At 63.3% G+C, this 14,620-nt stretch carries 13 protein-coding genes and 3 pseudogenes; 10 read left to right on the top strand and 6 right to left on the bottom strand.

The genetic code is table 11. The features are described from left to right. Positions 1 to 879 precede the first annotated feature (879 nt). From CBI38_RS36510 to CBI38_RS36505, 3 genes are all read left to right on the top strand, one after another. Positions 880 to 1,053 (top strand): DUF3224 domain-containing protein, encoded by a 174-nt coding sequence (locus CBI38_RS36510; protein WP_109336267.1) that lies wholly within the window; start codon positions 880 to 882, stop codon positions 1,051 to 1,053. Positions 1,054 to 1,195: 142 nt separating this feature from the next. After that, positions 1,196 to 1,354 carry a hypothetical protein gene (locus CBI38_RS38250; protein ID WP_162603423.1) on the top strand — a complete coding sequence of 53 codons (159 nt, stop codon included), beginning with the start codon at positions 1,196 to 1,198 and terminating at the stop codon, positions 1,352 to 1,354. A gap of 104 nt (positions 1,355 to 1,458) precedes the next feature. Next, positions 1,459 to 1,965, top strand: a complete 507-nt coding sequence (locus CBI38_RS36505; protein ID WP_230990452.1) for a helix-turn-helix domain-containing protein — start codon at positions 1,459 to 1,461, stop codon at positions 1,963 to 1,965. Positions 1,966 to 2,227: 262 nt separating this feature from the next. Here CBI38_RS36505 and CBI38_RS38245 read toward each other — a convergent pair whose 3' ends face one another. Further along, a complete protein-coding gene (locus CBI38_RS38245) occupies positions 2,228 to 2,395 on the bottom strand; it encodes a hypothetical protein (RefSeq protein ID WP_162603403.1) in 168 nt (55 codons plus the stop codon). 1,088 nt (positions 2,396 to 3,483) lie between these two features. Here CBI38_RS38245 and CBI38_RS36495 point away from each other — a divergent pair. Both CBI38_RS36495 and ubiG read left to right on the top strand, forming a co-directional pair. After that, positions 3,484 to 3,831 (top strand): hypothetical protein, encoded by a 348-nt coding sequence (locus tag CBI38_RS36495; RefSeq protein WP_230990451.1) that lies wholly within the window; start codon positions 3,484 to 3,486, stop codon positions 3,829 to 3,831. A 491-nt stretch (positions 3,832 to 4,322) separates the two neighbouring features. After that, positions 4,323 to 5,162, top strand: a complete 840-nt coding sequence (gene ubiG / locus CBI38_RS36490) for a bifunctional 2-polyprenyl-6-hydroxyphenol methylase/3-demethylubiquinol 3-O-methyltransferase UbiG (protein WP_109336264.1) — start codon at positions 4,323 to 4,325, stop codon at positions 5,160 to 5,162. Here ubiG and CBI38_RS36485 read toward each other — a convergent pair. Then, positions 5,153 to 5,413, bottom strand: a pseudogene (locus CBI38_RS36485) (3-hydroxyacyl-CoA dehydrogenase family protein); the annotation flags it as partial. The gene ubiG and the pseudogene CBI38_RS36485 sit on opposite strands and share 10 nt — an antisense overlap. Positions 5,414 to 6,171: 758 nt before the next feature. Here CBI38_RS36485 and CBI38_RS36480 point away from each other — a divergent pair. Further along, complete coding sequence (locus CBI38_RS36480; RefSeq protein WP_230990450.1) at positions 6,172 to 7,551, top strand: peptidoglycan DD-metalloendopeptidase family protein; 1,380 nt, start codon at positions 6,172 to 6,174, stop codon at positions 7,549 to 7,551. Between the two features lie 466 nt (positions 7,552 to 8,017). Further along, entirely contained in the window at positions 8,018 to 9,541 is a 1,524-nt protein-coding gene (locus CBI38_RS36470; protein ID WP_230990449.1) for an NlpC/P60 family protein, read from the top strand. 289 nt (positions 9,542 to 9,830) lie between these two features. Here the strand turns inward: CBI38_RS36470 and CBI38_RS39940 are convergent. The 3 genes and pseudogenes from CBI38_RS39940 to CBI38_RS36460 all read right to left on the bottom strand — a co-directional run. After that, positions 9,831 to 9,984 (bottom strand): annotated as a pseudogene (locus tag CBI38_RS39940) (IS1380 family transposase); the annotation flags it as partial. 15 nt (positions 9,985 to 9,999) lie between these two features. Further along, a pseudogene (locus tag CBI38_RS39935) lies at positions 10,000 to 10,329 on the bottom strand (hypothetical protein); the annotation flags it as partial. A 224-nt stretch (positions 10,330 to 10,553) separates the two neighbouring features. Beyond that, positions 10,554 to 10,952, bottom strand: a complete 399-nt coding sequence (locus tag CBI38_RS36460) for a DUF2784 domain-containing protein (protein WP_109336369.1) — start codon at positions 10,950 to 10,952, stop codon at positions 10,554 to 10,556. A 1,129-nt stretch (positions 10,953 to 12,081) separates the two neighbouring features. On the opposite strand from CBI38_RS36460, the gene CBI38_RS38695 reads away from it, so the two are divergent. The 3 genes from CBI38_RS38695 to CBI38_RS36440 all read left to right on the top strand — a co-directional run bounded on the left by CBI38_RS38695 (position 12,082) and on the right by CBI38_RS36440 (position 14,213). After that, a complete protein-coding gene (locus tag CBI38_RS38695; RefSeq protein WP_204165061.1) occupies positions 12,082 to 12,420 on the top strand; it encodes a hypothetical protein in 339 nt (112 codons plus the stop codon). A gap of 480 nt (positions 12,421 to 12,900) precedes the next feature. Next, a complete protein-coding gene (locus tag CBI38_RS36445) occupies positions 12,901 to 13,269 on the top strand; it encodes a BlaI/MecI/CopY family transcriptional regulator (protein WP_109336260.1) in 369 nt (122 codons plus the stop codon). Then, positions 13,266 to 14,213, top strand: coding sequence for a M56 family metallopeptidase (locus tag CBI38_RS36440; RefSeq protein ID WP_109336259.1), 948 nt, complete (start codon positions 13,266 to 13,268; stop codon positions 14,211 to 14,213). The genes CBI38_RS36445 and CBI38_RS36440 overlap by 4 nt, the downstream gene beginning before the upstream one ends. Before the next feature lie 43 nt (positions 14,214 to 14,256). On the opposite strand, the gene CBI38_RS38235 is transcribed toward CBI38_RS36440, so the two are convergent. Then, a complete protein-coding gene (locus tag CBI38_RS38235; RefSeq protein ID WP_162603421.1) occupies positions 14,257 to 14,400 on the bottom strand; it encodes a hypothetical protein in 144 nt (47 codons plus the stop codon). Positions 14,401 to 14,620: the final 220 nt, after the last annotated feature.

Below are 14,620 nucleotides of genomic sequence, written 5' to 3'. Positions count from 1 at the left end.
GGGCGTCCGGATCGCATCGCGTCCCTCACCGCGGGGTGTTCGCCCGATCGTGCACCGGCCGGACGTCGAGTCCTGCTGATCCAGAGTTCTCGCTCACGACAGGGTCCATCGCAGTACGGGCCACGCACCCCGCCCTCCGTGATTCACATATTCGCGGCGGACACTTGCCGGCAACGATTCGCGGGAGCGCATCTACCAAAACCGGACACGGTCGGCGGTAAACCAGCGGGCGCACGCGATCCCTGACCGAGATTCCAGTCTGATCGGCGGTGGGTGGCGGAACACTGCGTCTATGGACTTCGCCTATGGCCTGTGGTGGTGAGCAAACCGATGACAGCCGACGATCAGAAGTGGCGCCCGCGTCGGCGCTTGCGGGTGCTCGCGACGGACACCGCGATCCAGGACGGACAGATTCCACGTCCGACAGTTGGAGAGGTCGGCCGGTTCTGGCTCCTGTTCAACGAGGTCCCGCCCGACGCCTGTCTGGGACCAGACCGTGCCCTCAACCCAGGGGGCCCCGACCGCAGTCACATGCGGGCTGCCGTCCTCATTGACGGTGCGCGCCGGTCCCGTCGGCAGACACCTACACGGGCGCACCCTGGCCGACGATGCCGCCTCGGTGAACTGCGCGACGTTGGACTCGGTCGGGCGATCACGTCGCGGTCGCCCCACACCACCACCACGGGTTTACCCAGGGCGGAGAGCCGGCCGGCGACCGCGCGTTCGCTGTTCTGCTCGACACCGCGTCGGAATGACGCACTCCTTGCTGGGTCAATCGCTCCAGGGAGCGGTGCGAGATGTCCGGCACGGGAGTCGTCGGCGAAAGCCGATCTGCAGTGCCGTCACAGGTTTGTCAGTCCGGTCTGGCATTCTTCGTGCATGGCTGACACCACAACGCAACGAACAGTCGAGGCCGAGTTCGACATCGACAGCTGGGATGAGGTTCCCTACGACGAGCCAGACGAAGGTCCGAAATTGACCAGGGTCGTGATCCGCAAGGCCTACCGAGGCGCACTGGCGGGAACCGGGGTCGCGGAGGTTCCTACCACGTAGGGTACCGAAGGCGCCGGTTGCGTTGCCTCGGAACGTGTCCAAGTGTTGACGGTCGACGTGTATGCAGCCGTACCAGGGGTGTTCCGTCAACGAGCTTTCTGAAGAGCTCTTCGGTTGAGTTCACTTCCTCTGCACAGTCAGCGTGCAGACGACGGAGACGTCCCGGCTCACCGCCAGATACCGCGATCTGCTCGTCGGCACGGTGTTGATCAGGCTCGTCGTCTGCATCGAAGGTGACGGCGGCGGTGACAGTCTCACCGCCCAACACCAATTGGCCGCTGGTGCTCCGGCCCTGTGCTAGTCAAGACTGAAGAACTATGAATGGAGCCTTCCCCTTGTGATCGTCGTTCTACGCGCCGAAGACGCCGAGGAGCACCTGGCATCCGGTGCGATGGCGTGCCCGGAATGTGGCGACGTCCTGCGCAGATCGGGATTCGGCCGCATCCGCACCGTCGCGGGCTCGGCACCAGCACCGTGACCGCCCGTCCTGTCCGGGTACGTTGCGCCGGCTGCAGCAAGACCCAGGTGCTGTTGCCGACAGCGCTGCGGGTGCGCCGTGCCGACACCACCGAGGTCATCGGAACGGCGTTGGTGCACAAGGCCAATGGGCTCGGATACCGGCGCATCGCGGAAGGTCTGGACCGGCCTGAATCGACCGTTCGCCGATGGTTGCGACGGGTCCCGCCCGAGCACCTGCACTGGATGTACACCCAAGGCTGTGAGCGCCTCGCCACGTACGCGGCCGACGCGTTCAGCCGCATCCGCAACACCCGCAATCCGCTGCAGCACACACTGACAATGGCCGCCGCGGCCTTCCACGCCCGTGAACGGTTCGGGTTCGAGGACCCGCCATGGACTCTGATCGGGATGTACACCCGTGGACGGCTCCTCGCACCACCTCGCGGCGGCTGAAAACCGGTCCCGCGGGGTATCCGCATGCCCGCATCCAGCCGTCAACATGCAGACCGCGCCTTCAACGGGACGACAACGCCGTCACCATGCCGACGAAAACCTCGAAAACAGTCCGAAGCCGTCTGCATTTACAGCGACGCGATCATCTGCGTCTTCAGTGACGGGCAACAGCCCGCGAAACGCTCGCTGACCTCCTACGACCACTGAAGCCGACCAAGGAATCAATCATCTGCGGGCTTTCACAGCCTGTGAAACTTGTGGATCAACCGACGGGAGGCCGGTAGTCGGGAAGGGCCAGCAACCCCCGGACGTACCGAGCCTCGAATGCCGCAGTGATCTTCTCCAGCTTGGCCAATTGCTCCGGACTCGCGCGCGACATGCCCAGGTGTGCATGCTGGGCCACCCACTGTCGAAGTTCGTCGTGGGTCAACGAAACCACCCTTCCCGTGCGGTAACCCCTTCGCACCTGGCCCGCATACACACCAGTCGACCCCGCTGGAAGTGTGCGCCCCATTGTCGAGGTCGACGTGGTGAATACACAGATGAGAAGGTTCTTTCATCCGGTCCGCTGATTGACACCACCTCCGCCCCTTGGAAGGTCCTGCAAGGGGGCGACCCCACCTACCTCCAGGGAGGGCCGACCCACCTTCGACACTACTGCCGATGGGTGGCGGGCAGAAGAGAGCCGACCCCCGAACCGGCGATCGGAGGGAAGCCGGAACGGGGTCGACGAATCGGGGTGTCCTACGGGTCGATGACGTCGGCGCACCGCTGCAGTTCGGCCGCGAGCTGGCGGGCCTCTTCCGCAGACAGGTTGGTGACCACCCCGTCCTCGAATTCCAAGACCAGACTGACGGCGGGATCACGGGATCACGGGAGCCGTTTGGGGCTGACCAGCGTGTCGACAACGTCGCCGGTCTTCTCCAACGGTCACCACCATCCAGTTGCTGATCTCGCCCATGCAGATGTGTTCGGCCGTCGGGCTCACCTACACACCGGGACGCGTAGTGGGATCCGCCGCCGACTCTGTCGGTTTCCCGGATTCGGATGTGGAGGCTCGGGTTCCGGGGTCACACTGTGTCGGACATGGTTGCCTACCCCCGACCAACGGAGATCGTGATGCCCACCGGCGATAATGAATCGTTTCGCAAGGCCATTGACCTGACGAAGGAGAAGATTCACGCCCTCACGAGATTCTTCCGGAACCTCTTCCGAGGAAAATCCGCGGGCGGCCCCACGGCTTGATCATCTCGCAGGCGCAGGATCCGCCGGGATCGACGCAGTCGCGGGTGGATCGGGGTTGCCAGCCTGGCGATGGTCGACGTGTCGGGGACGACGCGTTGACTGCCGGTCGGCGATCCGCGACTACGCCGCTCGGCAGGCGCGGGATGGGAAGGGCGACCCCTCGATCGGGTAGCCCTGCGACGGCTTCACGCGTGGCGTCTGATTGGCTGGGCATGGTTTCTCCGCACTCGCTTGTCAATAGCGCTGTTTCGCTCACGGAGTAAGGTCTAAGCAGTGAGGTCGGGCACACTTCCCATGGCCGTTCTGCGTGCCGAGTACGAGGCGGTGCGATTCCCTCTGCAACTGGTCGAGGATGTCGGGATGGCGCACCTCGATCAGCGGGCACCGCTGCGGCTGGCGTACGAGAAGATGCTGGCCACCGCGGACAGTGCCGCCGCCCACCTGCTCGATGACGAGGCCGCCGCCACCCGCGCCTGCGCCCTGCGCCAGCGGACCGCAGCCGTCCGGGTCACCGTCGCCCTGCGTAAACGTCGAACCCAACAACGCCTGGAGGCTGAGGGTGCGGCCCGCATGGAACGCTGGCGGCGTCACCGGGCACGGCTTCGCCCTGGGCGCGGGTAGCGGGCGACGATCATGAACGGGCCCACGCCAAAAAGTCCAAGTAAGTGTGCACGTTCACACCGCCCACGGCAGCACAGTCACCCCAGCCGAACGGACGACACTCGAGGCAGCCGGTGTGTGGCGCCTGTGCCTTTACTGCGACTCGACGGTGGACGTCTACGTCATGTTCGACGGCGTTCACCGAACATCGTGGTCCGACACCGACCGGACTGCTGACGGCCCAGGCAACGGCAATCGAGCAGCATGGAGGGCAACTGCAGTCGACCAGCAGGATCACGCATCCTTCACTCGACCGACGGCTCGAGCGACCGCGACGGTCGCCGCGAGGGAGGCACCGGCGGCGGGACTGAAATACAGAACCCGCCCGACACCAGGCACACGTGCGAGATCCTGAATGTCACCTTCTGAGCAGGGGTGAGGGCACCGGCCTTGAAGTGACCGACGCGCAGGAGAAGGCTGGACGTCGTCGCCGTGATCTCGGCAGAGAAGGGGTGGTCCGCTTGGTCATCGACAACGACGTCTACAACCGGGTGGGGGAGTCGTGGTGGGAGGAAGACAACCCGCTCAACCTGCTGCACGGGAGTCTGACGCCGGCTCGATTCGCCTACTTCCGCACGGTGCTCGACGCGACGGTCGGTGGCGACTGTCGCGGACTCCGCGCCCTCGACGTCGGTTCGGGCGGCGGATTCCTCGCGGAGGAGTTCACCCGCATCGGTTTTCGTGTGCTCGGGATCGACCCGTCCCCGGTGTCGGTCGAGACCGCGCGCCGCCACGCCGTCGACTCGGCACTCGACATCGAGTACCGGATCGGGTCCGGTGAACGACTGCCGGTGCCGGATGCCGCGTTCGACGTCGTCTACTGCTGCGACGTCCTCGAACACGTGTCGGATCTCGATGCGGTGATCGCGGAGTCCGCGCGGGCGCTGAAACCGGGGGGCCTGTACCTGTTCGACACCATCAACCGCACGGTGCTCAGCAAGCTCGTCGCGATCAAGATCATGCAGGAGTGGCGGATGACCCGGATGTTCGACACTCCCATCCACGACTGGTCGATGTGTATCCGTCCGGCCGAGCTGACGTCGGTCCTGGACCGGCACGGTCTGCGTCTCGGTGAGGTCGTCGGGCTCGGGCCGCGGTCGAAGAATCCGCTCCGGCTGCTCGACCTCACGAGGGCCGGTGGACCGCGACTGAGCTACGGGGAGTTGAGCCGCCGGCTGGACTTCGGGCGGATCAAGAGCACCGCCATCTCCTACATGGGTTACGCCGTCAAGAACGGCGAGAGCCCGCCGCGGTCACGCGACGGGCTCCCGGAGAGGCGAGATCAGCTGTAGTCGTAGAAACCCTTGCCGGACTTCTTGCCGAGCTGTCCGGCGTCCACCTTGCGCTTGAGCAGCGTCGGGGGAGCGTAGTGCGGCTCGGCGAACTCCGCGTACAGCGACTCCGCCGCGGCGAGGGTGATGTCGAGGCCGACGGTGTCGATCAGTGTCAGCGGACCCATCGGGTAGCCGCAGCCGCCCTTCATGGCCTCGTCGATGTCCTCGGCGGTGGCGTACCCGGACTCAAGCATCCGGACCGCCGACGTGAAGCCGCCACCGTGATCGCGGCCTCGTCGAAACCATCGGCGGCCGGTGGCCGGCCAACCCCGCCTGCATTGTCCGAATCCTCACCCACCTCGACATAGACGGCAACCCCAACCGGGATGGCCGGCACCATCCACGCCCTGACAGGTCACCAACCTGGCCACGCCGAGTGCCGGACAGCCGAACGGGCGGATCCGAGTGCATGCGGACACCGCCGAGGAAGCCCTGGCAGTATTGGTGTGGATATTCGTCACCGATCCCTACTCCTGCGACGCGGCAGTCCACCTTTGTCCGCCCACGATTTGCCTGCGACCCGACCCTCGAGCGGGCTGACCCCGCCGAAATTGCGAGCGACGCTATTCTTCAGTGCCATTCATGCGATGTCGGACTGCCGGCTGTCAGGTGCAGGCGAGTCGGGAAGTGACGGCGCCCTCGGTGACGTCCCAGACGACGTATGCTGCAGCCATTTGGCATAATTCGCCCGTGATGGGCGGATGTACAGGCGCGCAGGTTGCCTCATTCTTCCAGAACCCGATCTGCGCCAAAACTTACCGCGCTCCTGTGCGAGACCGCATCGGGGGGTGCGTTTGCGTAGGAGTGTCAGCGTGACGGGTATTTTGGAATCGGGACGCACCGATTCCAATGCCACCAAAGACGCACCGACAACCTCAACAAGTGTGACGCGAAATAGGCACCCAGCCTGGAGACTTAGACCACAATAGGTAGGTTCGAGTCGGCAAGCTCACAGTTGGAGGCGCAAATGTCCGTTGATCCTTCGGCGGTCATCGTCGGGTTGGCCACGGCTCTCGGCGGTGTCATACAGGGAGCTGATATGCCCCCAACGCTGAAGGATTATGGTACGCAGCAAATTCAATCGATCAAAACTTCGGCGCCGGCATTCGGTGAGCAGCTCAACGAATACATCGAGCTCCTTCCGCAGCAAGCTCAAGGACCGGCGCAGCTAGTAGTTGCGGACCTGGCTAATGCTGTCCAGACTGCGGTGGAACCATATCTTCCCTCCTCATCAGAGCACTATCCGACCGTTGAGCCCCGCGCTGACGGGATCGCACCAGGACCAGCCCCGGACCTCGATGCCGCGACCCGCACGGAGGACCCAACTTCTGGGGCCACCGTGTCTGTCGAGGAGGCTGTTTCCATAGAGGCCTTCTCCGGAAAGTTCAGCGGAGGGGTGCATCCCGCACCCGAGACTGGCTACCTCTTCAGTCCCACAACGGCGCAGGTGGGCGCCATTGCTGTGTTCGTCCCCTGGTTTCAGAAGGCGGGCAACATTTGTGCCGGAATCAAATCTCCCACTCTGGCGGCGTTGTATTCGGTAGAAAACGGATTCCGATACGGTGCGACGGCACCCGTCTCGCGAGACGGCGCGCGGGGTCCCGGCCAGTTCATGCCAGGAACCTGGGCGAGGTATGGGAAGGATGCTGATGGCGACGGGCGGGCGAACATCCTCGACGTCGGCGACTCGGTGATGGCCTCCGGCCACCTGCTGTGCGACATGTTCCTCGAGATCGAGGGTTGGAAGGAGCAAGGTGTGGTAGCGGGTGACACATTGGACATGGCAATCGCCGGATATAACGCCGGCATCGGAGCCGTACGTAAATCTGGCGGAATACCGTACGGTTTACCGGATTACGAGAACCAGACCAAGCCATATGTCGCTAGGATCCGGGCAATCGAGGGACAGTTTGAATGGCTGCTGTCACCGCCGAACAATCTGCCGGGCATCGGCGCCCAGATATTCGGACAGGCCCCAACATCGGGGCTGATCACCTCCACCTTTGGCGACGGCCGAGGACACGAAGGCATCGACATCGCCAACACCATCGGAGCCCCAATCGTGTCCGTCGCCGACGGTGAAGTCATCAATGCCGGACCCGCCCAGGGCTTCGGACTGTGGGTGCGGATCCGCCACGACGACGGGACCGTGACCACTTACGGACACAACAACGGCAACCTGGTCGCGGTTGGAGAACGCGTCAGCGCGGGGCAGCTGATCGCGACCGTCGGGAACCGCGGAAACTCTACCGGCCCGCATCTGCACTTCGAGGTCACCTTGCCGAGCGGGCTGAAGGTCGATCCCGAGAAATGGCTCCAGCTGGGTGGTCGTTCGCTACTGAGGTAGATCGGCGGCTTCGGTAAACGAGCGCTGCACCGATGGCACCACTCATTCCTTGGTTCCCTTGGCGACCACCGGCACCCGGCCGGAACGAGTCTGCCTCGGTGAGTTACCCCGCGCACCTCCATTCGCCTGCGGTCCATCCGACAACGTGAGCAACGCCATCGCCGGGGCCTCGCTACACGTTTTTCGCCTGTAGAAGAGTTTGGTTCTCTCGGCCGCATTGGGCTTCGGTCGCCGATCGGCCGCCGTGCCAACGTGGACGACGGCCCAATGGTGCGGAAGTGAGTCATGTGTCGTTATTTGTCATATGGGGCGGATGAGTGGTAATTATCTACTATCGTTCTTAGTACATGACCTGTTGTGCCCTAGTCGTCCGAGGATGCTCGCCGTCCACGGCATTTAGGGCATGACATGGAGTTGGCAGAAATGTGGGGATCGAACGAGGTGGCATAGGCGGAGGGAGGATGCCGTGGGGCAGCGACGTCAACCCGGCCTGGGGCGTGCCCGTTCGGCCCGGCTATTGTTCGGTTTCGTACTCGTCGGAGCGACAGTCATCTCTCTTCCTGGTGTCGCCGTGGGCATCCCACCACCACCGCCGAACCCTAGCGATTCCGACCTCCAGTACGCCAACGACCAGGTGGGCCAACGTCTGGAGCAGGTAGGTGATCTGATTAACCAGGTCGCCTCGGCGAACCAACGCCTCGAGGGGATAGCTTCCCATGTCGCGATCAAACGCGAGGAGGTCAACAAGGCGCTCGTAGACCTGCAGGATGCACGTGACGAAGTCGAGGTTGCTACAGCCGCTGTGGGCGCCGCCCGCAGTAACGTCGTTGCCGCGACGGCGACAATTGACCAGGCACAGCAGCAGTTCGACGAGTTCGCCGCTGCCAGCTACCGGCAGGGAACGGCAGGCGCGCTCACCACCCTTCTCGGTTCGAGCGGACCTGATGACATCTTGGCTCGTGCTGATTTGCTCCGCGTAATTGTGGACAAGCGCACCGCTGTTATGGAAGATCTCCAACGCGCTCGAACCACACAGGCGAACCGGGATTCATCGGCGCGGGCTGCCAAGCAGGCAGCCGACGCCGCTGCGGCCGCCGCAGAGGAGAAGAAGTCCCAGGCGCAGGATGCCATAGAGCAGGCGGTTACCGCTCAACAATCAGCAACCAGCCAACAGGCCGAAATCATCGAGGAACGAGATTCGGCGCAGGCCCAACTCGACGCCGCGAGAAGCAGCGTCGTGGGATTGCAGGATCAACGCCAGGTGTATGGCCAATGGGACATCCAGCGTCAGGCGGAGGAAGCTGCTGCTGCGGCCGCCGCAACAGTGGCGCAACAGGCGGCATCGGAGGCGGCTGCACGGGTCGCAGCCAACCGGATAGCGCAGGAGCGGGCGGCGAAGATCGCCGATCAGGAAAGACCGCACACACAGGTCAGCGACCCTGCGGAAGACGACACCGCCGCTGACAGCGAAACCACTGCATCCACCGACCGGGCCGGTAGAAGTACGTCGGACGACCCCTCAGGTCCTGCTGATGAAGGACCTGACACCGGCGCGGAAACGCCCACAGGCAGCGCAGCCATCGAGACGGTAATAGACCGTGCGATGTCACAACTGGGAGTGCGCTACTCCTGGGGCGGCGGGAACGCAAAGGGGCCCACCGTCGGTATCCGTGACGGCGGAGTCGCGGATAGCTTCGGTGACTACATGAACCCCGGCTTCGACTGCTCGGGCCTGATTCTGTATGCCTTTGCCGGGGTGGGAATCTCCCTCCCGCACTACTCTGGATACCAATACACCGCGGGGACCCAGTTTCCGACATCTCAGATGAAACGCGGTGACCTGATCTTCTACGGTCCCAACGGCAGCGAGCATGAGGCCTTGTACCTCGGGAACGATCAGATGCTCGAAGCCCCCGAGTCGGGTGACGTAGTGAAGGTTTCGCCGGTACGTTGGAGCGGGATGACTCCATATGTGACCCGACTCCTCTAGCGCTCGCTGGCCTCCAACCCTGACGGATATCGGGTGTCCAAGAGTGAGTGCGCTGGCAGCTCATCTGCAGTCAGGCTTAAACCCGAATGCACCGATTCTCTGATGTGGTCGCGGCGAGTTTCGTTGTGCGACACAGGACGGGCTCTGAGCGTGGTTGATCGTCCCACCTCTGGTGTCGGGTCTTCCACGGAGTCTTTCACATGGAGGCCGGCGGGTGGGGTGCGTATTTGGCGATGATCGGGTGATTGGGGCTGAGAGTTCTGTCGAACAGGGTGTCCCAGGCTGTTTCTTACGGCCAATTTGTGGGTAGGTGAAGTCTCAGGCGTCGGGCCGAGGACGCGATCCGGGCGGGGACCGAGACGATGGTGCGCCGGATGGTGCCGGTGGTCGCGTTCGCCAACCGGGGATCGCCGGTGAGGGGTGCCGGCGGCACGGGTGAGGTCCCCATCGGCCCGCAGAGCCAGGTGCAAGGCATCTCGCGCGACGGTCTTCGCTCGATCGCCAGCCGGGCGGTGCAGCTTCGACGAAGCCCTCTGCTCCACCCCCGTTCAGCGCGCGAGCCAATCCGAACCCAGTCGGCCCGGACTCGTACACCACCGCACACGGGCCCGGAAGTTCGCCGAACACTCGAGCACCTCGGTGTGCGAGGACATAAACCGTGCCTCGAACACCTCTCCAGTCTGTTCATCGATCGCCGCCGCGACGACCGAGCGGGCATGCACATCCAGCCCAACACTCGTGCGCTCACAAAACGCTGGGGCCTCCTCACACTCGGAAAGGCCGAGCACGGAAACACGCTCGGTAACCCACGAGGTTGCATGAGCGAGGTCCCGACCAGCAACCACTCCAATCTGCGAGCAGTCACGACATACGGTCTAAGCGGTGGAGGTAGTCCGGCGCTTCGTCGGCGCCGCTTCGAAAGACCACATCGTCTTGTGGTTATCCGGTCATGCACGGACAGGACAAGGCGGCCGCACACCGGTGCCCACCTTGGCGGCTCACTCGGAAATTCTCAGTGAGGGTTCTGCCACGTCGCGGGCCTGGACATTGCGGCAACATGGCGTCGTCGTTGCAGTGCGAACCCCAACCAAGAGGTCAAAACGGCACACAGTACGAGCGCCCGTACCAGGGCGACGGCATTCTCGGGGTAGATAACACCGGTCAGGTAGTAGTCAATGAATCCGGTCGATGGCAACTCGGCGTCACCGGCGTTTCGGCGAGCCCAATTTTCCAGGTAAGTGAGCGGACACCCGAGCCCAGTCAGGACTGTACTGAAGCCCCATACGACGGCTAATGCATGCAACAGGATGAGGCGGGGCCATCGCCAAGCGAGGAAGCCACCGACGACGACGAAGGCGAGAAAGGTGAAGTGAAGGACCGCCGTCAGGTCGGCCACCATCCGAAAGATCATCGTTACGTCTACCAACCCAAGAGTGGCCACAGCAAACCACCTCGAATTCGAATGTTACGGACATCCAGGTCTACCGGCGAGGGGGTAACACCTACTTTGTCGAATACGAAGTGAGTTCTCCGGCCAGACCCCTCACGCGCGTGGCGGTCCCGAAGTAGAAGGTCGGGACGGCTCGGCACGGGAAGTGCTCGTCGAGGAACCCATACGACACTGTCCGCGCGAGTTTTGGGGGTGCTCCCCCAGATCGACACGAGACTGAAACCCAAACTCCACAACGGACATGGAAGGTTACCCCGGCCCTCGGCGCCTTTCGCCGCACTGGGCGAGCGGTCAGAACGTGGCCGCGCCGCACCGGAGGTGATGCAACGCTTACTCCGGCTGGAGAATGGCACCGATGCGCGAGTCCGGCGCTGCTTCGTGGTCGATACCTTTCCTTCCAGCAGGTCCGGGGTCGTCGACCCTGATCCGTGAGCGAACTGTCCAAGGACTCGTCAGTGGGACAGCCACCACCCGCCACGTACCCCTTCAACTGTCTGAGCGGAGGAATCAGCTGACTCGGGGTACACCGAATTATGATGAAGACTCGCACTCGCGCAGCCGATGATGAAGGTGCCATATGCCGACCTACTCGTTGTCATTGCCTCGATCAGGGCTGATCGCACAGTGGTGCGATGACGGCACCGCTCAGATCGGATCCGCGTCCGACGCCTGTAGCGTGTATTGGGGTACAACGTCGGCCTTCCGTTCAAGCGACCCAGACTTTTTTCCCTACGTACTGAAACAGCAAGTTTGTCCTGGTGACAGACCTGATCCGACATGGTGGCTGCTGATCAGTGCCCTCGAGAGGCCTGCCGCCGTTTCCGCGGCCCTCGCCGATGGTTCACGAGTTCCAGTTCATCGGCTCGGGCCATTGATTTTGTGTGAATGGGAAAGCACCCCACAACGACTCATTGTGAGCGTCGACGCGGTGGCACGTGCCGTCGAGCCTTTCCGCCCCTCATCAAAGGGGCCGGCGCCGTTCCCGTACGAGCCATCCGATGCAGGCGGGGACCGCCCCGGCCCGGGGCGTGGCAGCATTCCGCCGGATCGGCGACGCGGACCCGCAGGCAACCGAGTCGATATGCAAGACATGATGACGGACGGGCGGGGCGGGTTTCTGGCCAACTACCCGTTCGCTGATCTGTTGATGTTGGGGTGGCGATTCGTATGCTTCGCGCCACCGGAAACGCCGCCGGGAGTCGGAATCGGTGCACGAAGAGCGCTCTTCGTCGACGACGATAATCGGACGATGACCTTCGACGTGGACCGGCACGGGCAGATGCATGATCACGCCATCTACGCTGCTGGCGGTGACATCATCATGATTGCCGACTCCCCGCACGCTGCACTGCTCCTCGCTGCCAGTCCGTTGACCGCGCATCCAAGTGCCCTGCTGGAGATTCGCGGCGTCACGGAGTTTCGTGACTGAATGGGCCCGGCGGAATATCTTTCGCCGGTCTCGTGTGCGAGGTCCCTGCTGAAGTGGTCGACGTCGTCGACGAGATGCTTCGGTTTCGTCGCGAAGATCAAAGTATTTGAGCCGATGCTCAGGATGCGGTGTCGGTGTGGGGATCGGTGCAGGCTTCACGAGCCCCACAGTCAACTCCCATCCCTCGTAGTGACTGCGAGAGCCTCGGCCCGTCTCGTCGAGTTGCACAAATTTGAGGCGCGGGCGCGGGTGCGGAAAGGCCTTACGGTGGCGGTAGGGATCGTCACCTCGGCGTCAGCCAGCGTGCAAGACATGCCTCATCGGCGCCTGCAATGATCGCCCAGTGGAAGGGGACGGGCTCCCAAACGTCTTCTGAGCCGGATCCACCCCGATGCAATGAGGGTTCGCCGGCCGCCGCGGCAGGGGAATGTTCCGCTCTGGACGGATGCGGCGACTAAGGTGGTCACGGCAGGAGGAAGAATGCAGGGTTTGGGTGAGCTAGAGGCTCTCGTTATGGACGTCTTGTGGCGTTCCAGCGACGCTTTGCGGGTGCGTGACGTGATCGATGGGCTCGATGACGATCGAGAGCCCGCCTACACGACTGTGATGACGGTGCTCGACAATCTTCATCGAAAGGATTGGGTCCATCGGGAACGTGTCGGTCGGGCGTATCGCTACCAGGCGGCTCGCAGTCGCGAAGAAGCGGCGGCTGACGCGTTACGTTCATTGCTCGATTCGACCGGCGACCCTACTGGCGTGCTCCTTCACTTTGCGCGGGGTACGTCCGACAATGAATCGAAGATTCTCGCCCGGGGGCTGCGCGAGCGAGGAAAAAAGAAGAAGAAGTGACAGCTCTTCTGCTGTGGGCCGCAGGCGGGTTGATTGTGGCCATGATCGCGCCACGTCTTCTGTCGACCGCAATTCGTCGAGGTGTCGATTCACAGGTCGCGCTCGTCACTTGGGCAGCACTTGTGTTCGGCACTCTCATCAGCATTGTCGTTCCGGTGACGCTGAGCCTTGTCCCCAGTCACGGGGGTGCGTCTTCGATTGCGGACGTCGTCCACCAGTGCTGGCTCAAGCTCCATAACGATGCGCCTGCGGCACTCGAAACCACGATCGGTGCGCTCGGCATCTTGGTGCTGCTCACCGCAGCTGGGCGGTGGACAATTCATCTCACACGATCGTTACGTGAGCGTCGTGTACTCCATGAAACACATATCGCCCTTGTTCGTATCCTCGACGGCACGGCGGCGACGGCTTCGACGCTGTGGTTACCGTTTGACAAACCGCTTGCCTACAGCGTGGCAGGGCGGCCGCCGCTTGTGGTGGTGAGCACTGGATTGCGGTCGCATCTGGATCCCGCTGCTGTGGCCGCGGTACTGGCCCATGAGCATGCGCACATCCGTGGCCGGCACCATCTGCTTGTGGGTTTCGCCGAGTCCATGGCCTTTGCCTTGCCGTGGTTGCCGATCATGCGGACTTCGCCGGCGCTGGTTCGTCTACTCGTAGAGATCGAGGCGGATGCATCCGCGGCTAGTTCACATGGCCGGGATTCGGTGTGCCGAGCACTCAGAAACCTGCAGTCGCATTCGGTTCCGGCGCAAGCGTTGGGGATGGCCTGCGACGGGACGGAATTGCGTCTCGACCGACTCTCGTGCCACCCGTACCGTCACGGCGCCCCGGTCCGCCTGGTACGGGCTCTGCTGGCGAGCGGCACCGCGATCGCCCTGCCAGCTGTGCCCGTTGCCGGTCTTCTCGGAGCTATGGCCTGGATTTCGTGCTTGCTGCTGTAGCTGTGCGGGTATCGCTTCCGGAGGCTGGGGCGATGCTTCGTGTTCAGGTCGTGCGGGTCCTGATCATGGCGAAGCCGGCGAACGACACTGCAGCTGCCATGGGGTAGCCCAGCGCGACGTCTTCCCAGCCGGTAGTCGAAAGGAATTCCAGACGACCCCGGTGGGCGATGAGGTGGGCCGACCCCATCAGAATTCCGGCCCCTAGGGTCAGCCATCCCCAGGTTCGGAGGCGCCGCGCCCGACGATCAGCATCTGTGTATGGCGCTTCCCCGCGACTTCCTAGATGCGCGCTATCTGCCACAACATATCCTCCTCGTACCACGATACCCAACTACTATGTTGCATAGTATGTGGGGAGGATGTGCGAAAAGCTCAATCCGGTATGGCCGTATCCACAACAACACGGA

The organism is Rhodococcus oxybenzonivorans (assembly GCF_003130705.1).
GTDB lineage: Bacteria > Actinomycetota > Actinomycetes > Mycobacteriales > Mycobacteriaceae > Rhodococcus_F > Rhodococcus_F oxybenzonivorans.
This window is presented reverse-complemented; position numbering and strand designations above follow the sequence as displayed.